At 70.3% G+C, this 23,708-nt stretch carries 26 protein-coding genes; 6 read left to right on the top strand and 20 right to left on the bottom strand.

Annotated elements, in window-relative coordinates; translation table 11 throughout:
* Positions 1-199 precede the first annotated feature (199 nt).
* From trpM to hisI, 7 genes are all read right to left on the bottom strand, one after another.
* Positions 200-433, bottom strand: coding sequence for a tryptophan biosynthesis modulator TrpM (gene trpM / locus OG905_RS30385; protein ID WP_328678848.1), 234 nt, complete (start codon positions 431-433; stop codon positions 200-202).
* Positions 434-440: 7 nt separating this feature from the next.
* Positions 441-1,250: an indole-3-glycerol phosphate synthase TrpC gene (gene trpC, locus OG905_RS30380; protein ID WP_328678847.1), complete on the bottom strand. Its 810-nt coding sequence runs from the start codon at positions 1,248-1,250 to the stop codon at positions 441-443.
* Between the two features lie 126 nt (positions 1,251-1,376).
* Positions 1,377-1,817, bottom strand: coding sequence for a DUF2752 domain-containing protein (locus OG905_RS30375; protein WP_328682688.1), 441 nt, complete (start codon positions 1,815-1,817; stop codon positions 1,377-1,379).
* Positions 1,818-1,911: 94 nt separating this feature from the next.
* Positions 1,912-2,184: an HGxxPAAW family protein gene (locus OG905_RS30370; RefSeq protein ID WP_328678846.1), complete on the bottom strand. Its 273-nt coding sequence runs from the start codon at positions 2,182-2,184 to the stop codon at positions 1,912-1,914.
* Between the two features lie 105 nt (positions 2,185-2,289).
* Complete coding sequence (locus OG905_RS30365) at positions 2,290-2,937, bottom strand: TIGR02234 family membrane protein (RefSeq protein WP_328678845.1); 648 nt, start codon at positions 2,935-2,937, stop codon at positions 2,290-2,292.
* 17 nt (positions 2,938-2,954) lie between these two features.
* The gene (locus OG905_RS30360) at positions 2,955-4,439 is read right to left on the bottom strand and encodes an anthranilate synthase component I (RefSeq protein ID WP_328678844.1); all 1,485 of its coding nucleotides are present in this window, start codon (positions 4,437-4,439) and stop codon (positions 2,955-2,957) included.
* A gap of 11 nt (positions 4,440-4,450) precedes the next feature.
* Positions 4,451-4,813 (bottom strand): phosphoribosyl-AMP cyclohydrolase, encoded by a 363-nt coding sequence (gene hisI / locus OG905_RS30355; protein WP_328678843.1) that lies wholly within the window; start codon positions 4,811-4,813, stop codon positions 4,451-4,453.
* Between the two features lie 84 nt (positions 4,814-4,897).
* Here hisI and OG905_RS30350 point away from each other — a divergent pair, with 84 nt between their 5' ends.
* Entirely contained in the window at positions 4,898-5,533 is a 636-nt protein-coding gene (locus OG905_RS30350; protein ID WP_328678842.1) for a TIGR03085 family metal-binding protein, read from the top strand.
* A 7-nt stretch (positions 5,534-5,540) separates the two neighbouring features.
* Here OG905_RS30350 and hisF read toward each other — a convergent pair whose 3' ends face one another.
* The 8 genes from hisF to hisD are packed head-to-tail and all read right to left on the bottom strand — an operon-like array spanning position 5,541 to position 11,265.
* Positions 5,541-6,296, bottom strand: coding sequence for an imidazole glycerol phosphate synthase subunit HisF (gene hisF / locus OG905_RS30345; RefSeq protein ID WP_328678841.1), 756 nt, complete (start codon positions 6,294-6,296; stop codon positions 5,541-5,543).
* The gene (locus tag OG905_RS30340; protein WP_328678840.1) at positions 6,293-6,691 is read right to left on the bottom strand and encodes a Rid family hydrolase; all 399 of its coding nucleotides are present in this window, start codon (positions 6,689-6,691) and stop codon (positions 6,293-6,295) included. The genes hisF and OG905_RS30340 overlap by 4 nt, the downstream gene beginning before the upstream one ends.
* Positions 6,688-7,413 carry a bifunctional 1-(5-phosphoribosyl)-5-((5-phosphoribosylamino)methylideneamino)imidazole-4-carboxamide isomerase/phosphoribosylanthranilate isomerase PriA gene (gene priA, locus OG905_RS30335; protein ID WP_328678839.1) on the bottom strand — a complete coding sequence of 242 codons (726 nt, stop codon included), beginning with the start codon at positions 7,411-7,413 and terminating at the stop codon, positions 6,688-6,690. Before priA ends, OG905_RS30340 begins: the two co-directional genes overlap by 4 nt.
* A complete protein-coding gene (gene hisH, locus OG905_RS30330; RefSeq protein ID WP_328678838.1) occupies positions 7,413-8,054 on the bottom strand; it encodes an imidazole glycerol phosphate synthase subunit HisH in 642 nt (213 codons plus the stop codon). Before hisH ends, priA begins: the two co-directional genes overlap by 1 nt.
* Positions 8,051-8,218: a hypothetical protein gene (locus OG905_RS30325; protein ID WP_175258652.1), complete on the bottom strand. Its 168-nt coding sequence runs from the start codon at positions 8,216-8,218 to the stop codon at positions 8,051-8,053. The genes hisH and OG905_RS30325 overlap by 4 nt, the downstream gene beginning before the upstream one ends.
* A 4-nt stretch (positions 8,219-8,222) precedes the next feature.
* Positions 8,223-8,825, bottom strand: a complete 603-nt coding sequence (hisB, locus tag OG905_RS30320; RefSeq protein ID WP_328678833.1) for an imidazoleglycerol-phosphate dehydratase HisB — start codon at positions 8,823-8,825, stop codon at positions 8,223-8,225.
* A complete protein-coding gene (locus OG905_RS30315) occupies positions 8,822-9,928 on the bottom strand; it encodes a histidinol-phosphate transaminase (protein WP_328678832.1) in 1,107 nt (368 codons plus the stop codon). Before OG905_RS30315 ends, hisB begins: the two co-directional genes overlap by 4 nt.
* Positions 9,925-11,265, bottom strand: coding sequence for a histidinol dehydrogenase (hisD, locus tag OG905_RS30310; protein WP_328678830.1), 1,341 nt, complete (start codon positions 11,263-11,265; stop codon positions 9,925-9,927). Before hisD ends, OG905_RS30315 begins: the two co-directional genes overlap by 4 nt.
* 149 nt (positions 11,266-11,414) lie before the next feature.
* Here hisD and OG905_RS30305 point away from each other — a divergent pair, with 149 nt between their 5' ends.
* The 4 genes from OG905_RS30305 to ybaK all read left to right on the top strand — a co-directional run bounded on the left by OG905_RS30305 (position 11,415) and on the right by ybaK (position 15,412).
* On the top strand, positions 11,415-13,016 hold the full coding sequence (locus OG905_RS30305) for an oxidoreductase (RefSeq protein ID WP_328678828.1): 1,602 nt from the start codon (positions 11,415-11,417) through the stop codon (positions 13,014-13,016).
* A 103-nt stretch (positions 13,017-13,119) separates the two neighbouring features.
* On the top strand, positions 13,120-14,142 hold the full coding sequence (locus OG905_RS30300; RefSeq protein WP_328678826.1) for a hypothetical protein: 1,023 nt from the start codon (positions 13,120-13,122) through the stop codon (positions 14,140-14,142).
* Positions 14,143-14,153: 11 nt separating this feature from the next.
* Positions 14,154-14,894, top strand: coding sequence for an LON peptidase substrate-binding domain-containing protein (locus OG905_RS30295; protein ID WP_328678823.1), 741 nt, complete (start codon positions 14,154-14,156; stop codon positions 14,892-14,894).
* A gap of 14 nt (positions 14,895-14,908) precedes the next feature.
* Positions 14,909-15,412: a Cys-tRNA(Pro) deacylase gene (gene ybaK, locus OG905_RS30290; RefSeq protein WP_328678822.1), complete on the top strand. Its 504-nt coding sequence runs from the start codon at positions 14,909-14,911 to the stop codon at positions 15,410-15,412.
* Positions 15,413-15,766: 354 nt separating this feature from the next.
* Here the strand turns inward: ybaK and OG905_RS30285 are convergent, their stop codons facing one another.
* From OG905_RS30285 to OG905_RS30270, 4 genes are read right to left on the bottom strand one after another with little or no spacing between them, the layout of a single operon-like run.
* Complete coding sequence (locus OG905_RS30285) at positions 15,767-16,408, bottom strand: ABC transporter permease (RefSeq protein ID WP_328678820.1); 642 nt, start codon at positions 16,406-16,408, stop codon at positions 15,767-15,769.
* A 34-nt stretch (positions 16,409-16,442) separates the two neighbouring features.
* Entirely contained in the window at positions 16,443-17,255 is an 813-nt protein-coding gene (locus tag OG905_RS30280) for an ABC transporter permease (protein WP_443044094.1), read from the bottom strand.
* Between the two features lie 20 nt (positions 17,256-17,275).
* Positions 17,276-18,250 (bottom strand): ABC transporter ATP-binding protein, encoded by a 975-nt coding sequence (locus OG905_RS30275; protein WP_328682684.1) that lies wholly within the window; start codon positions 18,248-18,250, stop codon positions 17,276-17,278.
* A 37-nt stretch (positions 18,251-18,287) separates the two neighbouring features.
* Entirely contained in the window at positions 18,288-19,526 is a 1,239-nt protein-coding gene (locus OG905_RS30270; protein ID WP_328678817.1) for an NYN domain-containing protein, read from the bottom strand.
* Between the two features lie 243 nt (positions 19,527-19,769).
* On the opposite strand from OG905_RS30270, the gene OG905_RS30265 reads away from it, so the two are divergent.
* Positions 19,770-19,949 carry a hypothetical protein gene (locus OG905_RS30265; RefSeq protein ID WP_328678815.1) on the top strand — a complete coding sequence of 60 codons (180 nt, stop codon included), beginning with the start codon at positions 19,770-19,772 and terminating at the stop codon, positions 19,947-19,949.
* An 80-nt stretch (positions 19,950-20,029) separates the two neighbouring features.
* On the opposite strand, the gene dnaE is transcribed toward OG905_RS30265, so the two are convergent.
* Complete coding sequence (gene dnaE, locus OG905_RS30260) at positions 20,030-23,569, bottom strand: DNA polymerase III subunit alpha (RefSeq protein WP_328678813.1); 3,540 nt, start codon at positions 23,567-23,569, stop codon at positions 20,030-20,032.
* Positions 23,570-23,708: the final 139 nt, after the last annotated feature.

The raw sequence follows: 23,708 nt of genomic DNA, 5'->3' as shown, positions 1-23,708 counted from the left end.
CCCCGGACTCCGTCCGGGGGGACCCCCAACCTCCTTGCGCCTCAAACGCCGGCGGGGCTGAATTTCCTTGGTCGGCCTGAAAAGTCAGGCCGACCGGGGGGAATTCAAGCCCGTCCGGCGATTGAGGACATGCGGCCGAAGGTCGCATACGGGGTCTGGGGGCAAGCCCGGGGAGAAGGGGCGGGTAGGGGAAAACCGCCTAGCGCGCGCAGGCCCCGCGCCATCGCATGCCGTTGACCTGGCCCGGCTCCGAGCCGATCACGTACCGCACCCGCCGACCGTGTACCCGGCGAGCCGGGGCCCGGCAGCCGCGCGGTTTGCAGCCCCGGGCGAGCGGCGCGTGCGGGTCGCGCGCGGGCAGTCCGGCGCGCGCACCGGCCAGCCCCGGGCGGCGGCCCGGGGTGGTCGGTCGGCAGGCGCGGCGGACGGTCATCGCTGGGTCAGCTCCGCCCGTGCCGCAGGGCGGGGTGGGCTCCGGCGGCGACCAGGTCGGCGACGGCCGACTTGGGGTCACGGCCGGTGACCAGGGACTCACCGACGAGAACGGCGTCGGCACCGGCGTTGGCGTAGGCGATGAGGTCGTGCGGACCGCGCACACCGGACTCGGCGATCTTGACGATGTGCGCCGGGATCTCGGGGGCGATCCGCTCGAAGGTGGAGCGGTCGACCTGGAGCGTCTTCAGATCGCGGGCGTTGACACCGATGATCTTCGCTCCGGCCTCGACCGCGCGCTCGACCTCGTCCTCGTCGTGGACCTCGACCAGCGGGGTGAGCCCGATGGACTCTGCCCGCTCGATCAGCGAGACCAGGGCTTCCTGCTCCAGCGCGGCGACGATCAGCAGCACGAGGTCGGCGCCGTACGCCCTCGCCTCCCACAGCTGGTACGCCGTGACGATGAAGTCCTTGCGCAGCAAGGGGATGTCGACCTTGGCGCGAACGGCTTCGAGGTCGGCGAGGGATCCTCCGAAGCGGCGCTGCTCGGTCAGTACGGAGATGATGGCCGCCCCGCCCGCCTCGTAGTCGGCGGCGAGTCCGGCCGGGTCGGCGATCGCGGCGAGCGCGCCCTTCGACGGGCTGGAGCGCTTGACCTCGCAGATCACATGGACGCCCTCGCCGCGGAGTGCGGCGACGCCGTCCTTGGCCGCAGGAGCCTTGGCGGCGCGCTCCTTGAGCTCGTCGAGGCTCACGCGCGCCTGCCGCTCTGCGAGGTCCGCGCGCACGCCTTCGATGATCTCGTCGAGCACACTCACGCGAGCGGCCCCCTTCCGGGACGGTGATGATGGTTCAGGATCAGCCATCTCGATGGTATCCGCAGCACGGCTCCGGGCTCGCATCAGGTTGACGTCTGTCCCACTACCTGGGACTTCGGTGCGCGGTCAGGGAGCGAGCGCGGAGCCGAATGGAAGGTTCCGGACCACGCTGAAGATCAGCAGTACACCGCCGAGCGTCCACCACCAGACGGGAGAGACGGCGATCCGCATGCGCTCGCCACGTACGGCGCGAATCAGCCAGATCACCCACACCACCGCGAAGATTCCGTAGCCCGCGACCGCCATGGCGTTGGAGCCGAGCGCGCCGGTCAGATCGCCGTGGATGAAGGCGTGCGCGCTGCGGAGCCCGCCGCAGCCGGGGCAGTAGATGCCCGTGAGGCGCAGCAGCGGACAGACCGGGTAGTGGCCCGGTTCGTTGGGATCGACCGTGCCGACGTACGCGAAGGCCGCGGCGACCCCGGTGAGGGTGGCCAGGGGCGTGGCCAGGCGCCGCGCGAGCGGGGCCGGGCCGGGTGCGGGTCCGGCGGAAAAAGGCGAGGAAGGCATGGCGTCCACCCCGTGATTCTGCCCGTTCGTACGGGAAGGCGCAGCCCGGCCGTGCCCGGCTGCGCCTTCCTCGTTCAGCTGTGGTGTGCCGGTCTCAGGCGGAGGTCTGCGCGGTGGCGGGCTGCGCGGTGACCGTCGCCGGCTGCGTCCTGGCCCGCACCTGCGCCTCGGTCTCCTTCGGCATGCCCAGGCCCGCGGCCTTCATGGCGCCACCGACGATGCCGCCGAGGAAGACGACGGCGATTCCACCCCAGAAGCCGACCGGGTTGGCCGCCACCATGAAGACGCCTGCGATGCAGAAGCCGATGAAGGAGATGGTGACACCGGTCCAGGCGGCCGGGGTGTGTCCGTGGCTGCTGCCCGCCATGAGTTTGCTCCTCGTTGCTGATGCTCTGGGGTGGTTGCGCTGTGCTGAGCCGAGGCTCGTCTCTCATTGTCCCGTACGCCACGGCATGCGATGACGTGGGGTGTCTCACGCTTCGCGGGTCGGGTCCTCGCCACGGTCCAGGGCCTTCCACAGGTCCTCGGGACGGTCCGGGTCCACGACCGCGGCCTTGCGGGGCCGGGGGGTGCCGTCGCGCTCGTAGCGGCCCGACATGGCCGGCCACTGCTTGCCGTACCGCAGCGCGAGCAGGCCCGCGAGCAGGATCAGCAGGCTGCCCGCCACGGTCACATAGGGCCAGGCCGTGTGGGTGAGGGCGTCGACCGTGGCAGCCGTGTCACCGGTCGTCCTCGCCGCCTTCTCGTCGAGCGCCGCGCTGTCGGACGCCCCGAGGAAGGAGGCGAGCGCCGCGCCCGCGCCGCTGAGGGCGAGCAGGGCGGCGACCAGCAGTCGGCCGGCGCGGCGGACCGCGAAGACGGCCACGAGGGCGGCCAGGCCGACGATGGCAAGGGCCGTCGGGACGCCGGTGACATCGCTGCCCGCGGCGTTGAGCGGCAGGGTGCCGCCGCCGACGGCGGCCCGGCCCTCGGCCCAGGTCCGGCCGGAGGAGAGCAGCACGACGGTGGCGCCGACGGCGCCGAGGAGCAGGGCCACGGCGAGGCTGCGCCTGCCGCTGTCGGCGGCGGATGCGGCTGCGGCGCGGGGCTGGGGTACGGGTACAGCACTCACATACCCCACTATCCCTTACCGCCCGTTCACGCGGTGAGGCGGTTCGCCGTATGGACGGCACGGAGCACCGCGGCCGCCTTGTTACGGCACTCGGTGTCCTCGCCCACCGGATCCGAGTCGGCGACGACACCGGCTCCGGCCTGCACGAATGCCGTGCCGTCGCGCAGCAGCGCGGTGCGGATGGCGATCGCGGTGTCGGAGTCGCCCGCGAAGTCGAGATAGCCGACGCAGCCGCCGTACAGTCCGCGGCGCGAGGGCTCCAGCTCGTCGATGATCTGCATCGCGCGGGGCTTGGGGGCGCCGGAGAGCGTGCCGGCGGGGAAGCAGGCGGTGAGCACGTCGAAGGCGGTACGGCCTTCGGCGACCCGGCCCGTCACGGTCGAGACGATGTGCATGACGTGGGAGTACCGCTCGATCGTCATGAAGTCGACGACCTCGACGCTGCCGGGCTCACAGACCCGGCCCAGGTCGTTGCGGCCGAGGTCGACGAGCATCAGGTGCTCGGCCCGCTCCTTGGGGTCGGCCATCAGCTCGTCGGCCAGTGCCTGGTCCTCCTGCGGGGTCGTACCGCGCGGCCGGGTCCCGGCGATCGGGTGGACCATGGCGTGCCCGTCCTCGACCTTGACCAGGGCCTCGGGGCTGGAGCCGACGACGTCGAAGCCGTCGAAGCGGAAGAGGTACATGTACGGGCTGGGGTTGGTGGCCCGCAGGACCCGGTAGACGTCCAGCGCGCTTGCCCTGCACGGGGTTTCGAAGCGCTGGGAGGGCACGACCTGGAAGGCCTCGCCGGCCCGGATGCGCTCCTTGATGTCCTCGACGGCGTCCTGGTAGTCCTTGCCGCCCCACGGCACGGTGAACTCGGGCAGTTCGGAGGGCGGCAGCGCGGCGGGCGCGGAGGCGAGCGGCCGGGCGAGGTCGTCCTCCATGGCGTCGAGGCGGGCGACGGCGTCGGCGTACGCCTCGTCGACGCCGGTGTCGAGGTCGTTGTGGTTGATCGCGTTGGCGATCAGCAGGACCGTGCCGTCCCAGTGGTCGAGTACGGCGAGGTCCGAGGTGAGCAGCATGGTCAGCTCGGGGAGCCCCAGGTCGTCGCGCTCGCCGGGGCCGATCTTCTCCAGCCTGCGGACGATGTCGTATCCGAGATAGCCGACCATGCCGCCGGTGAAGGGCGGCATGCCGGACGCGAGGTCGCGCGGGGTGTGCAGCGTCTCGACGGTGGTGCGCAGGGCCTGCAGCGGGTCGCCGTCGACGGGGACGCCGACCGGCGGGGTGCCGAGCCAGTGGGTCGAGCCTTCGCGTTCGGTGAGGGTCGCGGCGGAGCGTACGCCGATGAAGGAGTAGCGCGACCAGGAGCGGCCGTTCTCGGCGGATTCGAGAAGGAAGGTGCCGGACCGCTCGGCGGCGAGCTTGCGGTAGAGCCCGACCGGGGTGTCGCCGTCCGCGAGGAGGCGGCGGCTGACGGGGATGACACGGCGGTCGGCGGCCAGCTTGCGGAAGGTCTCGAGATCCATGGCGCCCGACCCTACTTGTCCAGGAGAACGTCGGCGTCGAAGCAGGTACGGGCCCCGGTGTGGCAGGCGGCGCCCACCTGGTCGACCTTGACGAGGATCGTGTCGGCGTCGCAGTCGAGGGCGACGGACTTGACGTGCTGGACATGGCCGGAGGTGTCGCCCTTGACCCAGTACTCCTGGCGACTGCGGGACCAGTAGGTGCAACGGCCGGTGGTCAGGGTGCGATGCAACGCCTCGTCGTCCATCCAGCCGAGCATCAGCACCTCACCGGTGTCGTACTGCTGGGCGATGGCCGGAACCAGGCCGTCGGCGGTGCGCCTGAGGCGGGCGGCGACGGCGGGATCGAGGGAACTTGCGGGGACACTGCTGGTCATACGCCCATTGTGCCGTGCCGCGCCGGTACGACGGGCGGTGCGTCCACTGGGCGGACCCACCACCGCCGCCGTACGCTGGCGGACATGTCGACCCATGCGAAGCGTGAACGACTTCTGCTCGCCGACCTGTTGGAATCGGCGGGCCCCGAGGCCCCGACCCTGTGCGAGGGCTGGACGGCCAGGGATCTGGCCGCCCATGTGGTGGTGCGTGAGCGGCGGGCGGACGCCGCGGGCGGGATCCTGATCGGCGCGCTCAAGCCGCGCCTGGAGCGGGTGCAGGCGGAATTCGCCGCGAAGCCCTACGAGGAGCTGATCCAGCTCATCCGTACGGGACCGCCGCGGATGTCCCCGTACGGCATCAAGCAGCTGGACGAGGCGGCGAACACCGTCGAGTTCTTCGTCCACACCGAGGATGTGCGGCGGGCGCAGGAAGACTGGACGCCGCGCCAGCTGGACCCGGTCTTCGAGAACGCCCTGTGGTCCCGGCTGGAGAAGGGGGCCCGGCTGCTGGGCCGCAGGTCACCGGTCGGCCTGGTGCTGCGCCGTGCGGACGGGCAGACGGCGGTCGCCCAGCGGGGCACCCCGGTGGTGACGGTGACCGGGGAACCCAGCGAGCTGACGCTGTTCGCGTTCGGGCGGCAGGACGTGGCGCGGGTGGAGCTGGAGGGCGACAAGGACGCGATCGCGCGGCTGCACGAGGTCACGCCGTTCGGGATGTAGGCACGGCTCAGCGGACGGGGTGACCGGCCTGTCGCAGGGTGTCCTTGACCTGCGATATCCGCAGATCGCCGAAGTGGAAGACCGAGGCCGCGAGGACCGCGTCCGCGCCGGCCGCGATCGCCGGGGGGAAGTCCGCCAGCTTGCCCGCGCCGCCGCTCGCGATGACCGGGACCGTGACGTGCCGCCGCACCGCCGCGATCATCTCCGTGTCGTAGCCGTCCTTGGTGCCGTCGGCGTCCATCGAGTTGAGCAGGATCTCGCCGGCGCCCAACTCGGCGGCCCGGTGCGCCCATTCGACGGCGTCGATGCCGGTGCCCCTGCGGCCGCCGTGCGTGGTGACCTCGAAGCTGCCCTGGGGCGTGCGCCGCGCGTCGACCGACAGCACCAGGACCTGGCGGCCGAAGCGCTCGGCGATCTCACGGATCAGCTCGGGGCGGGCGATCGCCGCGGTGTTCACGCCCACCTTGTCGGCGCCCGCGCGCAGCAGCTTGTCCACGTCGTCGGCGCTGCGCACCCCGCCGCCCACGGTCAGCGGGATGAAGACCTGCTCGGCGGTGCGGCGCACCACGTCGTACGTCGTCTCACGGTTGCCGGAGGAGGCGGTGATGTCGAGGAAGGTCAGTTCGTCGGCGCCCTCGGCGTCGTACAGCCTGGCCATCTCGACGGGGTCGCCCGCGTCGCGCAGGTTCTGGAAGTTGACGCCCTTGACGACCCGGCCGTTGTCCACGTCCAGGCAGGGAATGACTCGGACCGCGAGTGTCATGCGGCACCTCCTCGGTACGCCTCGACCTCGACCTCGACGACCAGCCGGGGGTCGACGAAGCCGGAGACGATGAGCATCGACGCTGCGGGACGGACGGTGCCGAACAGCTCCCGGTGGGCGCGGCCGATCTCCTCCACGTCCCGGGCGTGGGAGACGTACATCCGCGTGCGCACCACGTGCTCGCGGTCGAGACCGAGGTCCCTCAGCGCGCCCACGGCCACACCGAAAGCGGTGATCGCCTGGTCGTAGGGAGAGCCGTCGAGAACCACGCCGTCGACCACGGAGGTGCAACCGGACACCAGGACAAGGCCGTTCGGCAGCTCCACGGCCCGGGAGTAGCCGAAGGCTTCCTCCCACGGGCCGTCGGATGCGACACGGCGTACGACGCCGGTCATTCCGCCACCGCCGCGAGGGCTTCTTCGAGGGTGAACGCCTTGGCGTACAGCGCCTTTCCGACGATCGCGCCCTCGACGCCCTCGGGAACGAGACCGGCGATCGCGCGCAGGTCGTCGAGCGAGGAGACGCCGCCGGATGCGACGACCGGCTTGTCGGTGACCGCGCAGACATTGCGCAGCAGCTCCAGGTTGGGGCCCTGGAGGGTGCCGTCCTTGGCGATGTCGGTGACGACGTAGCGGGCGCAGCCCTCGGAGTCGAGCCGGGCGAGCGTCTCGTACAGATCGCCGCCGTCGCGGGTCCAGCCGCGGCCGCGCAGCGTCGTGCCGCGTACGTCCAGGCCGATCGCGATCTTGTCGCCGTGCTCGGCGATGACCTTGGCGACCCACTCGGGGGTCTCCAGCGCGGCCGTGCCCAGGTTGACCCGGGTGCAGCCGGTGGCCAGCGCGGCCGCGAGCGAGGCGTCGTCGCGGATGCCACCGGACAGCTCGACCTTGATGTCCATCGCTCCGGCGACCTCGGCGATCAGCGAGCGGTTGTCGCCGGTGCCGAAGGCGGCGTCCAGGTCGACGAGATGCAGCCACTCGGCGCCCGCGCGCTGCCAGGCGAGGGCGGCTTCGAGGGGAGAGCCGTAGGAGGTCTCCGAACCGGACTCGCCATGGACGAGGCGGACGGCCTGGCCGTCGCGGACGTCGACTGCGGGAAGGAGTTCAAGCTTCGGCATTACAGCGTCTCGATCCAGTTGGTCAGCAGCTGGGCGCCGGCGTCGCCGGACTTCTCGGGGTGGAACTGCGTCGCCCACAGCGCGCTGTTCTCCACGGCGGCGACGAAGCGCTCGCCGTGGGTCGCCCAGGTGACCTGGGGCGCGCGGATGGCGGGGTTGGTGACTTCCAGCTCCCATTCGTGCACGGCGTAGGAGTGCACGAAGTAGAACCGGGCGTCGGGGTCGACTCCGGCGAAGAGCTGACTGTCCGCGGCCGCCTCGACGGTGTTCCAGCCCATGTGGGGGACGATCGGGGCCTTGAGCGGGCCGACCGTGCCGGGCCACTCGTCCAGGCCCTCGGTCTCGACTCCGTGCTCGATGCCGCGCGCGAAGAGGATCTGCATACCGACGCAGATGCCCATGACCGGCCGGCCGCCGGCGAGCCTGCGGCCGACGATCCACTCGCCGCGGGCCTTCTTCAGGCCCTCCATGCAGGCGGAGAAGGCGCCGACGCCGGGCACGAGGAGCCCGTCGGCGTTCATCGCCCTGTCGAAATCGCGGGTGATCTCGACGTCCGCGCCGACGCGGGCCAGTGCCCGCTCGGCGGAGCGGACATTGCCGAATCCGTAGTCGAAGACGACGACTTTCTTGCTCGCGGTCATTCCCAGATCCCCTGAATCCGCAGGACACCGGCGACGAGACACATCACCGAGCCGATGCCGAGGAGCACGATCAGGCCCATGGGCATTTTCTGCTTGGAGAAGGAGTACACGCCGCCGGCGAGGAAGAGCCCGACGACGATGAGGATGGTGGAGAGGCCGGTCATGGGGTTAGAGCGCGCCCTTCGTGGAGGGGAGGATGCCGGCGGCGCGCGGGTCGCGCTCACTGGCGTACCGCAGAGCTCGGGCCAGCGCCTTGAACTGGCACTCCACGATGTGGTGCGCGTTGCGTCCGTACGGGACGTGGACGTGCAGGGCGATCTGCGCCTGCGCCACGAAGGACTCCAGGATGTGCCGGGTCATCGTCGTGTCGTAGGAGCCGATCATGGGCGCCATGTTCTCGGGCTCGGTGTGCACGAGGTACGGGCGGCCCGACAGGTCCACGGTGACCTGGGCGAGGGACTCGTCCAGCGGCACCGTGCAGTTGCCGAATCGATAAATCCCCACCTTGTCGCCGAGCGCCTGCTTGAAGGCGGCGCCCAGCGCGAGGGCGGTGTCCTCGATGGTGTGGTGCGAGTCGATGTGCAGATCGCCCTCGGTCTTCACGGTGAGGTCGAACAGGCCGTGGCGGCCGAGCTGGTCGAGCATGTGGTCGTAGAAGCCGACCCCGGTCGACACATCGACCTTTCCGTGGCCGTCGAGATCGATCTCGACGACGACGGACGTCTCCTTGGTGGTGCGTTCTGCTCTTCCCACACGACCCTCGCGAGTCATACGTCGTACTCCTTCTTCAGCTCACGAACCGCGTCGAGGAACGCGTCGTTCTCGGAGGGGGTACCGGCGGTGACGCGCAGCCACCCGGGCACTGAGTTGTCACGGACCAGGACACCCCGGTCGAGGATCTTCTGCCAGGCGGCGTGCGCGTCGTCGAAGCGGCCGAACTGGACGAAGTTGGCGTCCGATTCGGTGACCTCCCAGCCGATCGCGCGCAGCTCGCCGACCAGGCGGTCCCGCTCGGTCTTCAGCTGCTCGACATACCCGAGCAGCGTATCGGTGTGCTCCAGCGCGGCGAGCGCGGTGGCCTGCGTGACGGCGGACAGGTGGTACGGCAGGCGCACCAGCTGGACGGCGTCGACGACCGCGGGGTGTGCGGCCAGATAGCCCAGGCGCAGACCGGCCGCGCCGAAGGCCTTGGACATGGTGCGCGAGACGACGAGATTCGGCCTGCCCTCGATCAGCGGGAGCAGCGAGGGGCGGTGGCTGAATTCGACGTACGCCTCGTCGATGACCACGAGCGAGGGCTTGGCCGCCTGTGCGGCCTCGTACAGCGCGCGGACCGTATCGGCCTCGACCGCCGTGCCCGTGGGGTTGTTGGGCGAGGTGATGAAGACGACGTCGGGCCGGTTCTCGGCTATCGCCTTCTCGGCGGCCGTGAGGTCGATCGTGAAGTCGTCGTTGCGCGGTCCCGAGATCCAGCCGGTGCCGGTGCCGCGCGAGATCAGCCCGTGCATGGAGTACGAGGGCTCGAAACCGATCGCGGTACGGCCGGGGCCGCCGAAGGTCTGCAGCAGTTGCTGGATGACCTCGTTGGAGCCGTTGGCCGCCCAGACGTTCTCGATGCCGACCCGGTGCCCCCCGGTCCGGGTCAGATACGCGGCCAGCTCGGTGCGCAGTTCCACCGCGTCGCGGTCGGGGTAGCGGTTGAGCCCGCGGGCGGCCTCGGTGACGCGCTCGGCGATACGCCGGACCAGCGGCTCGGGCAGCGGGTAGGGGTTCTCGTTGGTGTTCAGCTGTACCGGAACGTCCAACTGGGGCGCACCGTAAGGGGACTTGCCGCGCAGTTCGTCCCTGATGGGCAGATCGTCGATGCCGGTCATTCCTTCGGCACCTTCCATCCGAACCTTGCCTTCATGGCCGCGCCGTGCGCGGGCAGGTCCTCGGCCTCGGCGAGTGTCACGACGTGGTGGGTGACCTCGGCGAGCGCGTCTCGCGTGTAGTCCACGATGTGGATGCCGCGCAGGAAGGACTGGACGGAGAGACCGGAGGAGTGACAGGCGCAGCCGCCGGTGGGCAGGACGTGGTTCGAGCCGGCGCAGTAGTCGCCGAGCGAGACCGGTGCCCAGGGGCCGACGAAGATCGCGCCGGCGTTGCGGACCCTGGCCGCGACCGCGGCGGCGTCGGCGGTCTGGATCTCCAGGTGCTCGGCGCCGTACGCGTTGACGACCCGCAGGCCCTCCTCGACTCCGTCGACCAGGACGATCGCGGACTGCCTGCCGCTCAGCGCCGGGACGATCCGGTCCTCGACGTGCTTGGTGGCCGCGATCTGCGGCTCCAGCTCCTTCTCGACCGCGTCAGCGAGCTCGGTGGAGTCGGTGACCAGCACCGCGGCGGCCATCGGGTCGTGCTCGGCCTGGCTGATCAGGTCGGCGGCGACATGCACCGGATCGGCGCTCTCGTCGGCGAGGATCGCGATCTCGGTCGGCCCGGCCTCGGTGTCGATGCCGATACGACCCGTGAAGTACCGCTTTGCGGCGGCGACCCAGATATTGCCGGGGCCGGTCACCATGTTCGCGGGAGCGCACTCCTCGGTGCCGTACGCGAACATCGCGACGGCCTGGGCGCCGCCCGCGGCGTACACCTCGTCGACGCCGAGGAGCGCGCAGGCGGCGAGGATCGTCGGATGCGGAAGCCCCCCGGCTGCGTCTCCTTCAAAACGGGGCTTCTGCGGCGGGGAGGCGAGGGCGATCGACTCGACACCGGCCTCCTGCGCCGGTACGGCGTTCATGATCACGGAGGAGGGGTAGACCGAGCGGCCGCCGGGTGCGTACAGACCCACGCGCTCGACCGGGACCCACTTCTCGGTCACCGTGCCGCCGGGGACCACCTGGGTGGTGTGGGCGTCCCGGCGCTGCGCGCGGTGCACGATCCTGGCGCGCCTGATCGACTCCTCCAGGGCGGCCCTGACCTCGGGATCCAGCTGCTCCAGGGCATCGGCCAGTGCGGCCGCGGGCACTCGCACCCGCTCCAGCTTCACGCCGTCGAACTTCTCCGCGTAGTCGATCAGCGCCGATGTGCCCCGATGATGCACGGCCTCGCAGATGGGCCGCACCTTCTCCAGGGCGGCTTCCACGTCGAACTCGGCACGGGGCAGCAGGTCACGCAGAGCGGCACCCTCGGGGAGGGCGTCGCCACGCAGATCGATTCGTGAGATCACGGAACCAATTCTCTCAGACCGGATTCGGCAGGTGGTCGCCCGTATCAGTGGCTGATACGGCCCCCGGATGTTGTTCATGACCACTAGCGTTCAGTCCGTCACTCAGCGGGAAGAACAGCTGTACGAACCAAGCAAGCGAAGGAGCGGCATTGACCGAGCCGCTGGACGACGGGCCTCCGGACGGACTGAGCCGGACCGAAGTGGACATGTGGAACGCCTTCAGAAACGGGAGTACGCACGACCTGAGCGATCCCAACCCCCTGCTGAACGATCCCTTCTCACCCCGCCCCTGGGGCCCCGAACGCAGCGTCCGCGCGTCCATCGTCGCCCGGCTGCTGCTGAGCGGTCCGCCCGCGCTGCCCGGCCGGGTCGCCGCGCTCAAGCTCCGCGGGGTCCAGATCACCGGCACGCTCAAGCTCGCGGGCGGCAGCATCGCACCGTACGTCGAGCTGAACGGCTGTCGCTTCGACAGCGAAGTACTGATGCCCGAGGCGCACTTCACCACCGTCCGCATGGTCGGTTGCGCGATCCCCCGGATCGAGGCGGCCCGGCTGCGCACCGAAGGTGATCTGCATCTGCCGCGCTGCCGGATCGAGCACGGCATACGGCTGACCGACGCACAGATCGGCACCGATCTGCTGATCAACCAGATCCATGTCCGGCCGGACCGCAGGGGCCGGGCGATCACCGCGGACGGAATGTCGGTCGCACAGGACTTACAGGCCGAACTGATAGAGACGTACGGCGAGTTCAGTCTGCGCGGTGCGAAGGTCGGGGTCTCGCTGAGTCTGCGGGGCAGCCGGCTGCGCGCGGCCGGGGAGCGGCGCGCACTCAACGCCCCGCAGCTGAGCGTGGAGCGGACCCTCTATCTGACCGGCGCGTGGGTGAGCGAGTCCACGGGCAATCAGGGAGCCACTCCCCCCTTCGGTACAGGCAGCACCGGAACGCCGTCACGCGGCACCCGGCTGCAGCCCTTCCAGTGCCACGGCGGTGTGCGGCTCGATGACGGGCGCTTCGGCGACGCGGTCGATCTGCACCGGGCCCGCTTCGTACTGAACGCGCGCGAGGAGCTGTCGCTGCGCCGGATCGTCACCCCGGAGCTGCGCTTCAACGCGGAGCGCCCGGAGGAGGGACGTGTCGTGCTGAACGGCGCGAAGATCGTGACGCTGATCGACCTGGCGGCGAGCTGGCCCGGCCCCGGCGGCCTCGCGATGGGCGGATTCGTCTACGAGAACCTCGTCCCGTACGAGGAGTTCCCGCTCAGCCGCCGTCTGGAGTGGGTGGCTTCGGCGACCCCGGAGTACTCGCCGGAGCCGTACGAACGTCTCGCGACCGTGCTGCGCAACAGCGGCGAGGACGCGGACGCCCGCGAGGTACTGCTCGCCAAACAGCGCCGCCGCCGCGAGACGCTGCCGCTGGCCGCGAAGCTCTGGGGCTACCTCCAGGACTGGACCGTGGCCTACGGCTACCGCCCCGGCCGGGCGGCCCTGTGGATGGCGGTGCTGTGGGCGGCGGGAGCCGTCGCCTTCGCGCAGGTGGATCCGGCGCCGCTCAAGGCGGACGAGCATCCGCAGTGGAACGCGGCGCTCTATGCTCTGGATCTGCTGCTGCCGGTGATCGATCTCGGCCAGGACAGCTATTGGAGACTTGACGGCGCCTGGCAATGGACATCGACGGCGCTGATCCTGCTCGGCTGGATTCTGGCGACGACGGTCGCGGCCGGTGCATCCCGCCTTCTACGTCGCGGCTGAGGCACTTTCTTTACGCTCTCTTGGCTTTCGCCAGGACAACCATTCGGCCGCTACGAACTCTTCACAGCTGGGCTCTGGCGCGCCTGTTGACCTGCAGTTTTCAATGGTCCGCACCATGTCATTGCTCCGTGCCCTGATTCGCACCGCGCGCATGATCCGTCATACGCCGCAGCTCGCCGACGGCCTGGCGCCGGACGAGATGGTGCTGCTCGACGCCCCCGACGAGCGGCTGAGCCCGGCACTCGTCGCGGCGGCACTCGGGGAGTACGAACCGGCCGCCAAACTGCTGGCGACCACACGCGAATCAGCCGAATGGGAGAACCGCGACCGGTACGTGATGCGGCTCGCGGCTTTCGCGTACAACCGCGAGGAGTGGCTCACGACGTGGCTCGCCGCCGCGCCGCGCGACCCCGACGCGCTCGTCGTCAAGGCCGAACTCGCCGTCCGCAGGGCCTGGGAGTCACCCGCCGGCACCGAACGGCTGCGGGAGGTCGGACCCCTGATCGACGCCGCGGCCGAGGGCGATCCGAACGACCCCGTGCCGTGGCGGATCTCGCTCGACCACGCGCGCGGCACCCATGCCACCCACACGGCCTTCGAGTCGCTGTGGGAGCAGGCGATCCGCCGTTCCTCGCACCACTACGGCTGTCATGTCGCGGCCCTGCAGTATCTGTCCGCGCAGTGGTACGGCTCGCACCGCGAGTGCTTCGACTTCGCCGAGCAGGCGGCGGCCGACGCGTTGCCGGGCTCGCTGGTGCGGGCGCTGCCGGTAAGGGCGGCGTTCGCCCAGCTGCTTGTCGGGGACACCACTTCCGTGCAGGACGACCGCATCGACGCGGCGGCGGATCTGGCGATCACGCTCTCCGCGGACTACGCGGCCGGGGATCCCTGGCCCGCCGAGGTGCGCAATCTGCTGGCGTACGTGCTGGTGGGGCGGGGCCGGTGGGCGGAGGCGCTGGAGCAGTTCCGGCTGATCGGGCCGCATGCGACGTCCTTCCCCTGGACCTCGGTGACCGATGACCCGCTGGGCCAGTTCCTTCACACACGGGACGGCGTACGGATCCAGATCGCCTCGATGACCCCTCTGCGCCCCAGGGCCGGACGAAGCAGGTCTCTGGGCCATTAGTCTTAAGCGCTGTGACCACCGCACGTCTCCCCCTCTTCCCGCTGAACTCGGTACTGTTCCCGGGCCTCGTCCTGCCCTTGAACGTGTTCGAGGAGCGATATCGCGCCATGATGCGCGAGCTGTCGAAGACGGACGAGTCCGAGCCGCGCCGCCTCGCCGTGGTCGCCATCCGCGACGGCCGCGAGGTCGCGCCGACCGCGCCCGGCATGCCGGACCCGACCGCGCTGCCCCAGCGCGGTCCCGCGGCGGGCTTCGGCGAGGATCCGATCCAGGCCTTCCACCGGGTCGGCTGCATCGCCGACGCCGCGACGATCCGCGAGCGCGACGACGGCAGCTTCGAGGTACTGGCCACCGGAACGACCCGGGTCAAACTCCTCTCGGTCGACGCGAGCGGCCCGTATCTGACGGCCGAACTGGAGGAAATCCCGGAGGAGTCCGGGGACGGCGCGGGGGCCCTTGCCGAGGGTGTCCTGCGCGCCTTCCGCAGCTACCAGAAGCGGCTGGCCGGTGCGCGCGAGCGCTCGCTGTCCACGGGGGCGGACCTGCCGGACGAGCCCTCGGTGGTGTCGTATCTGGTGGCGGCCGCGGCCGTACTGGACACCCCGGCGAAGCAGCGCCTCCTGCAAGCGCCCGACACGGCGACTCGGCTGCGGGAGGAACTGACGCTGCTGCGCTCGGAGACCGCGGTGATCCGCCATCTGCCGTCGCTGCCCGCGGTCGATTTGACCCGGGCGCCGACGAGCCCCAACTGACAGGAGCCTCCCGCGTGGCGAAGAAGCCCAAGAAGTCGGCCGCGTCCGGCGGCACGCCCGCCACGGTCGCGCTGACCGCGGCGGGCACGGCCTTCACGGTGCACGCGTACGACCACGACCCCGCGTCGGCGTCGTACGGCGAGGAGGCGGCCGAGGCGCTCGGCGTCCGTCCCGACCGGGTCTTCAAGACCCTGGTCGCGGACGTCGACGGCGAACTGACGGTGGCGATCGTCCCGGTGGCGGGCCAGCTCGACCTCAAGGCACTCGCGGCGGCGGTGGGCGCGAAGCGGGCGACGATGGCCGACCCGGCGGCGGCGGAACGCACGACGGGCTATGTCCGCGGCGGCATCTCCCCCTTGGGTCAGCGCAAACGCCTGCGCACGGTCCTCGACGCGTCGGCGTCGGCCCACGCCACGATCTGCGTCTCGGCGGGGCGCCGGGGCCTGGAGGTCGAACTCTCGCCGTCGGACCTGGCGTCGCTGACGGCGGCGGTGCTGGCGCCGATCGGGCGGGCGTAGGGGGTCGACGGGGTGCGGATCCTCGGCTACGACCGTAGGAACGCCCTACGGGAATGAGGACACGGCATGTCCAAACGCACCCGCAAGAGGAAGTGGCGCATCCGGAAGCACCACGCGAACCACGGCCGCCGACCGGCTTGACGGTTCGCCTGCGGCGGGCTGTTCCCCTACCCGCCCTCCCCCCGGACTCCATCCGGGGGGACACCCAACCTCCCCGCGCCTCAATCGCCGGCGGGGCTGATTTTCAGCCCGTCAGGCGTTTGAGGACATGCGGCCGAAGGTCGCATACGGGGTCTGGGGGCTTGCCCCCAGTTCGGGAAGGGGGCGGGTAAGGGAACAAGCCCGCCGCAGGCGTCAGGCGCCCGGGCCCGGCCCGTACGCAGCGGAGGGCCATTCCGGCTCCGGGTCCCGCGGCCCGAACAGGGCCGTCAGCGCCAGGTGAACCACCATCGCCGCCACCGGCCACGCCAGCAACGCCCCCCGCGCCTTCAGCTCCAGCGGCGCGTCGAACGTCACGCCCTCCCCCACCGCCCGCGCATGCGCGACCACATCGCCCGTCGGGCCGAACCACTCGCCTATCCCCCACGCCAGCAGCGAGCCGAACAGCCCGCCCAGGGCCAGGGCCACCACCAGTGCGATGCCTCCGCGCCTGCGGAAGAAGAAGACCGCGGCCGCGCTGACCGCGCCGAAGCCGAGGGCCAGCAGCGCGAACGTCCCGTCCGCGCCCACCGCCTCCTCGCCCTCCGTGTCCTTGAGGAAGACCGCCTTGTCGCTGGAGATCAGCGGAACCCGCGGGGCCAGCCACAGCCACAGCAGGCCGAGAGCGACGCCCAGGACCGTCAGGGCGACGACGACGAGGATCGCGTCCCGCGCGTCCCTTTTCAGGTCCGCGACGTCCTGCGTCTCGGGCTCGTGGAAGCGAGGCCCGGCGGGCGGCTTCTGCCACGGGTCGTTATGGGGCGAGGGCTGGTGCGGCGGAGTCAGAGGTGCGGTCACACCGCCATCGTGCCAGGCGTCCCGGGACAGTGCCTCACCGGACTGCCGCCCGCCGGTACGCCCACGTGGCGACCGTCAGCGAGACGACACCCACGGCCGCGCAGACGGCGAGATCCAGTCCGACGACCGCCCAGTCCGGGCGCGCGTCGAAGGTCCGGGCGAGGGCCTCGACGCCGTAGGTCGACGGCAGCAGATCACGGGCGTACGAGATCGGCCCGGGCAGCCGGCCGGCCGGCAGCACACCGAGGAGCAGCGCCGCGGACATGCCCAACTGCCCCAGCAGCGTGGCCAGTTCCTGGCGCGGTGCGAGCAGTCCGAGCGCCGCGCCGAGGCCCGCGAGGGCCGCACCGGCGAGCGGGACGACCGCAGCGAGCACCCATAGGTGGGTCAGTGGCAGCTGGAAGAGGACGCTGCCGGTGACCGCCGTGACGACCGTGCCGGGCACGGTGAAGGAGGCGTACGCACCGGCCGCGCCGAGCACCACCGCCGCGGGCGGCACGGGCAGCGTGGCGTAGTGGTCGAGGCCGCCGCCGGCCCGCAGCTGTCCGAAGTACTGGGCGAGAAGGTTGAGCGCGACGAACGCGACGACGAGGACGCTCGATCCGGCCACGACGGCCCTCGCTTCCGCGCCCCCGTCGACGACCCCGCGCATCAGGACCATGATCCCGATCGACTGGAAGGTCGCCACGAAGAGCAGCGGGATCCGGGCGACCCGCGCCCGTGACAGCTGCGCGCGGTACACGGCACCGAGCGCGGGCAGCAGCCGCGCCCGCGGCGCCAGGGGCGCTGCGGCCGGGGCCACGCTCCTGGCGCTGATCTGCCGGGCCTGTTCGGGATGTCCGGACACCGCCTCCGCGGGCACGGTGCTCACGCCTTGACCAGCCCCTTCGTCGCGTTCCCGCCGAGCGCCAGGTACACGTCCTCCAGGCTGGGCGCGGCCAGTGTGAAGTCGTCGAGCGCCGCGAACGCCGCGCCGCCGGTCACCGCGGCGACCGCCGCTCGTGCCTCGTCCGGCGCGAGCCTGAGCACCCACCGGCGCCCGGACTCCTGCGCGGACGCGCGCAGCGCGGCGACTTCGGGCACGTCCAGCGGCGCCCGCTCGCGCCACACCAGCTCGACGCGCACCTCGCCCGCGATACGTTCCTTGAGCCCTGTCGGGGTGTCGCAGGCGATGACCCGGCCGCGTTCCAGCACGGCGACCCGGTCGAGGACGGTCTCGGCCTCGATGACGTTGTGGGTGACGAGCAGCACGGTCGCGCCGTTCTCGGCCCGGCGCCGGTCGACGGCCGCCCATACCGCGCGCCGTGCGACGGGGTCCATTCCGGTGGTCGGCTCGTCCAGTACCAGGACCGGCCGCCCGCCCACCAGGGTTGCCGCGAAGCAGGCCAGCCGCCGCTGTCCGCCGGAGAGTCTCTTCAGGGGACGGGCGGCGAGCTCGGTCAGCCCGAGCTCCTCCAGGACGGCGTCCCGCTCGGCCCGTGCCTGCCGTGCGGGCAGTCCGCGGAGCCGGCCGGTCGTCTCGGCGGCGAGTGCGACGGTCAGTTCGTCGAGGGCGGTGGATTCCTGCCCGAGATACCCGATGAGCCGGGATGCCCGTTCGGGGTGGCGTACGAGATCGTGGCCCAGCACGTCGACGCTGCCGCTGTCCGGCCGCATCAGGCCGGTGAGCTGTCGTACGAGAGTGGACTTGCCCGCGCCGTTGGGTCCGAGCAGCCCGAAGATCTCGCCGCGCCGCACCTGAAGCGAAATCCCGTCCGTGGCACGCACCTCGGGTGTCCCGGGGGTGCCTCGGCGAGCGCGCGCGGCGGGGTACGTCTTGACCAGATCCCGCACCGCGCACACCGTACTCACAAGGGACGAGCCTACGGGGTCGGCGGGGCTATTCCCCCGCGGGGGCGTGTTCCGCGGCCGCCCGTACGTCGATCTCGCGCCAGAATCCCGCCCGGATCGCATAGCGGTCGTGCTCGTCGATCTGGTCGTCCTTGTGCGCGAGAAGCCCGAAACGTGCCGCGTACCGCAGCAGTTCGCCGTCGATACGGTGCGGGATCCGCGGGTACATGGTGGACAGCGTCTGCACATGGCCGCTCTCCGGCAGCCGTTCCATCCAGCGCCGGGCGAAGACCTGTCCGACCTCGAAGGGGTCGCCGCCGACCGTGGTGATGTCCTCCTCGCGGTCGGCCCAGCGCTGCTCGGCGCTGGTGAGCTGGGCCAGCGTCGGCAGTGAAGCGGTCTCGGGCGGCTCGCCCAGGGTGCCGGCGCCGGGCCGTTCGACCCAGCCCTTGTCGGAGGACCAGCGCAGCGTTGCGCTCGCGGGGTGGGGTGCGGAGTTCTGGCCGGGGCCGCGCAGGCCCGCCAGGTCCTTGGGGGTGGGGACGCCCTTGGCGGCGGGGGCCGGGCCGGGCTCGGAGCCGTTGTCCGAGGGAGTGGGCCCTGAGCCGTTGCGTGCGGCATCGGCGGCGCGCTCCTGCGAGGCCGCGAGCGCCGACTCGGGCAGCGGCGCGGAGAGGATCGCCGCGATCTCGGGGCGGGGCGCGGGCGAGGGGGCGCAGATGCCGGTGAGCTCCTTGGCCCGTACCGCCCGGGTGATCCAGGCGCGGTCGAGCACGCGGCGCTCGTCGGCCTCGGCGACCAGGTCCTCCGACTGGTTGTAGTCGCCGTCGGCGGCCTGCACCGCCCAGAGGTGGACGGCGACGCCGTGCTCCTTGGCGGACATCAGCCCGGGCAGCAGATCCCCGTCCCCGGTCACCAGGACCACATCCGAGCAGGCGCGGTTTCTGGCCAGTTCGGTCAGTTCGGCGTGCATGGCCGCATCGACGCCCTTCTGCGCCCAGCGGCCGTCGCTGCGGGTCAGCGCGCCCAGCCGGACCGTCACCCTCGGCATCACGCGCAGCCGCCGGTGCTCGGGCTGCGGTACGCGGTCGGGGGCGCCGTCGAACCAGTAGATGCGCAGCAGCGGGCGTTCCGTATCGGCCTCGGCGAGCTCGCGCAGGCCCTGGATCAGGGCGGCGTGATCGACGGTGATTCTGGAACGCGCCGGTTCCCCGGCGAGCAGGCTCGCGGCGGCGCCCAGCAGATATCCGGCGTCCACCAGGACAACGCAGCGGTCCACGCGTTCCACCCTCTTTCGGGAACTTCGGGATCGGGGAAGGGTCCGGATCGGGGATTGTTCCGGGTTTCCTTCGAGTCTGCCCGACCACGGGAGGGTTAACGGCCGGAACTCGATCATCGGCGTGGCGGAACCAGAACCGGCGGTGGAACAAGCGCCCTTTACGCACCGTAGTGATCCAAAATGCGACGGTTAGGCTGGTATGTGAATCTGGTCGCGGCCCTGGCCCCGAGATCCCCCACAGGAGGTATCACCATGGCCAAGAACAAGAATCGCAAGCAGAGCGGTCAACAGGACCGCGCTTCGGCCGCAGAGCGTGGTGGCGAGCAGGCCAAGTCGACCGCGTACGAGTCGCATGTGCAGCCCCAGTCGCAGGCACAGGGAAGCCCCGCTGATGTTGCGCGTAAGCACCAGCGGCGCTTCGGCCACAACTGACAGGCCGCAAAGCCACAAGGGGCGCGCCCGTGACGACGGGCGGGCCCCTTTGCCTGAGCGTGCGCGGTGAGCGGGAAGCCTCAGCCGGCCAGGCAGGACGGGCCGAGCAGCACCTTGAGATCACCGAAGAGCGCCGGGTCCGGCTGGACGCGATGCCGGTCGAGCCGGAGCACCGTCGTCTTGCGGGGGCCCTGAAGCTTGATCCGCACCTCGGTGTTGCCCTTGTGGTGGCTGAGGATCTCGCCGAGCCTGCTGACCATCGGCGGGGTGACCTTCACCGTCGGGATGGTGACCACCACGGGGGCATTGGTCCCTGCCGAGGAGAGGTCGGGGACCATCAGCTCCATGGCGACGAGCCGCGGGATGTCCTCGCGCTTGTCGAGCCGCCCCTTGACGAAGACCACGGTGTCCTCGACGAGCTGGGTCGACACCAGCTGATACGTCGCCGGGAAGAACATGCACTCGATGGAGCCCGCCAGATCCTCGACCGTGGCGATCGCCCAGGCATTGCCCTGCTTGGTCATCTTGCGCTGCAGGCCGGAGATGATGCCGCCGATGGTGACCACCGCGCCGTCCGCGTGCTCACCGCCGGTGAGCTGGGAGATCGCGGCGTCCGTCTTGTCGCTCAGGACGTGCTCGATGCCGAAGAGCGGATGGTCGGAGACATAGAGGCCGAGCATCTCGCGCTCCTGCGCGAGCAGATACGACTTGTCCCACTCGATGTCGGAGAACTCGACGTCGAGCCCGAAGCCCGGTTCGTCGGTGGCCTCGTCGCCCATCCCGCCGAACAGGTCGAACTGGCCCTCGGCCTCCTTGCGCTTGACCGCGACCACATTGTCGATCATGGGTTCGTGGTGGGCGACCAGGCCCTTGCGGGTGTGGCCCATCTCGTCGAAGGCGCCTGCCTTGATGAGTGACTCGACGGTCCGCTTATTGCAGACGACGGCCTCGACCTTGTCGAGGAAGTCGGGGAAGGAGGCGTACTTCCCCTTGGACTTGCGGCAGCGGATGATCGAGTCCACCACGTTCGTGCCGACGTTGCGCACGGCGGAGAGGCCGAAGAGGATCACGTCGTCGCCCTGGGCGGCGAAGTTCGACTGAGACTCGTTCACATTGGGCGGCAGCACCTTGATGCCCATGCGGCGGCACTCGTTCAGATAGACCGCCGACTTGTCCTTGTCGTCCTTCACCGAGGTGAGCAGTGCGGCCATGTACTCGGCCGGGTAGTTCGCCTTGAGATACGCGGTCCAGTAGGTGACCAGGCCGTACGCGGAGGAATGCGCCTTGTTGAAGGCGTATCCGGCGAAGGGGACCAGCACGTCCCACAGCGCCTGGATGGCCTGGTCACTGAAGCCGTTCTTCTTGGCGCCGGCCTGGAAGAGGACGAAGTTCTTCGCCAGCTCGTCGGCCTTCTTCTTGCCCATCACGCGGCGGAGGATGTCGGCCTCGCCGAGGGAGTACCCCGCGATGATCTGGGCGGCCTTCTGCACCTGCTCCTGATAGACGATCAGGCCGTAGGTGAGGCCGAGCACCTCCTTGAGCGGCTCCTCCAGCTCCGGGTGGATCGGCGTGATCTCCTGCTGGCCGTTCTTGCGGAGCGCGTAGTTCGTGTGCGAGTTCATGCCCATCGGGCCCGGCCGGTACAGGGCCGAGACGGCGGAAATGTCCTCGAAGTTGTCGGGCTTCATCAGCCGCAGCAGCGAACGCATCGGGCCGCCGTCGAACTGGAAGACGCCGAGCGTGTCACCGCGGCAGAGCAGTTCGTACGTCGTGGCGTCATCCAGCGGGAGAGCGAGCAGGTCGAGCTCGACGCCCTTGTTCGCCTTCACCATCTTGACGGCGTCGTCCATGATGGTCAGGTTCCGCAGGCCCAGGAAGTCCATCTTCAGCAGGCCGAGCGACTCACAACTCGGGTAGTCCCACTGCGTGATGGTCACGCCGTCGGTGTGCCTGACCCAGACCGGGACATGGTCGGTGATTGTCTCGCTGGACATGATCACGCCGGCCGCGTGCACGCCCATCTGCCGGACCAGGCCCTCGACGCCCTTGGCGGTGTCGATGACCTTCTTCACGTCCGGCTCGTTCTCGTACATCCCCCGGATCTCGCCCGCCTCGCTGAAGCGCGGGTGCTTGGGGTCGGTGATGCCGTTGAGGTCGATGCCCTTGCCGAGGACGTCGGCGGGCATCGCCTTGGTGAGCCGGTCGCCCATGGCGTACGGATAGCCGAGCACCCGGGCGGAGTCCTTGATGGCGTTCTTCGCCTTGATCTTGCCGTACGTGCCGATCATGGCGACCTTGTCGGCGCCGTACTTCTCCGTGACGTACCGGATGACCTCACCGCGCCGGCGCTCGTCGAAGTCGATGTCGACATCGGGCATGGAGATGCGCTCGGGGTTGAGGAAGCGCTCGAAGATCAGTCCGTGCTCGATCGGGTCGAGGTCGGTGATGCCCATGGCGTACGCGACGATCGAGCCGGCCGCGGAGCCTCGGCCGGGGCCCACCGCGATGCCGTTGTTCTTGGCCCACATGATGAAGTCGGCGACCACGAGGAAGTACCCCGGGAAGCCCATGTCGATGATGATGCCCATCTCGTACTCGACCTGCTTGAGCCGGTCGTCCGGGATGCCGCCGGGGTAGCGCCGGGCCATGCCGCGCATGGTTTCCTCGCGGAACCAGGTCACCTCGGTGTAGCCCTCGGGGACCTCGAACTTCGGCATCAGGTTGCGCTCTTGGAACCAGCCCTCGGTGTCGATCTGCTGCGCGACGAGCAGGGTGTTGGCGCAGCCCTCCTGCCAGGCGTCCGAGGAGTCCACGGCGTACATCTCGTCGGTGGACTTCAGGTAGTAGCCGGTGCCGTCGAAGCGGAAGCGGTCCGGGTCCGAGAGGTTCTTGCCGGTCTGGATGCACAGCAGCGCGTCGTGGGCACCGGCCTCGTGGGCGTAGGTGTAGTGCGAGTCGTTGGTGACGATCGGCGGGATGCCGAGCTTCTTGCCGATCTCCAGCAGACCGTCGCGGACCCGGCGCTCGATCTCGATGCCGTGGTCCATCAGCTCCAGGAAGTACCGGTCCTTGCCGAAGATGTCCTGGTACTCGGACGCGGCCTTGAGTGCCTCGTCGAACTGGCCGAGCCGCAGCCGGGTCTGGAGCTCGCCGGAGGGGCAGCCGGTGGAGGCGATGAGCCCCTCGGACCACTGGGCGATGGTCTCCTTGTCCATGCGCGGCCACTTCTGCAGCCAGCCCTCGGCATACGCGTCCGAGGAGAGCCGGAACAGATTGTGCAGACCGGTCTTGCTGGCCGCCCAGATCGTCTTGTGGGTGTAACCACCCGAACCGGAGACGTCGTCCCGCTTCTGGTGGGGCTGGCCCCACTGGATCTTGCGCTTGTTCCGCCGGGACTCGGGGGCGACATACGCCTCGATGCCGATGATGGGCGTGACACCCGCCTTCTTCGCCGAGTGGAAGAAGTCGTACGCCCCGTGGAGATTGCCATGGTCGGTCATGGCGATGTGCGTCATGCCCATCTCGTTGCAGGCGTCGAACATGTCCTTGAGCCGCGCGGCACCGTCCAGTAGGGAGTACTGGGTGTGGACGTGAAGGTGCGTGAAAGGCGGCTTGGTCACGGCGGAATGCCTCCGGATAACGGTGGGCGACAGGTTGCGATCAGTCTGGGGGAACAGCGTGGAAGTCTACGTCCTGGCACTGACAGTCGGCGGGCACTCCCGAGTACGGTCATGCGTTGGAGGAGACGGAACCCCCGTC

It is taken from the genome of Streptomyces sp. NBC_00322, assembly GCF_036147535.1.
In the GTDB taxonomy this organism is placed as follows: domain Bacteria; phylum Actinomycetota; class Actinomycetes; order Streptomycetales; family Streptomycetaceae; genus Streptomyces.
The sequence above is the reverse complement of the archived record's forward strand: the minus strand, read 5'-3'. Positions and strand labels throughout refer to the sequence as shown.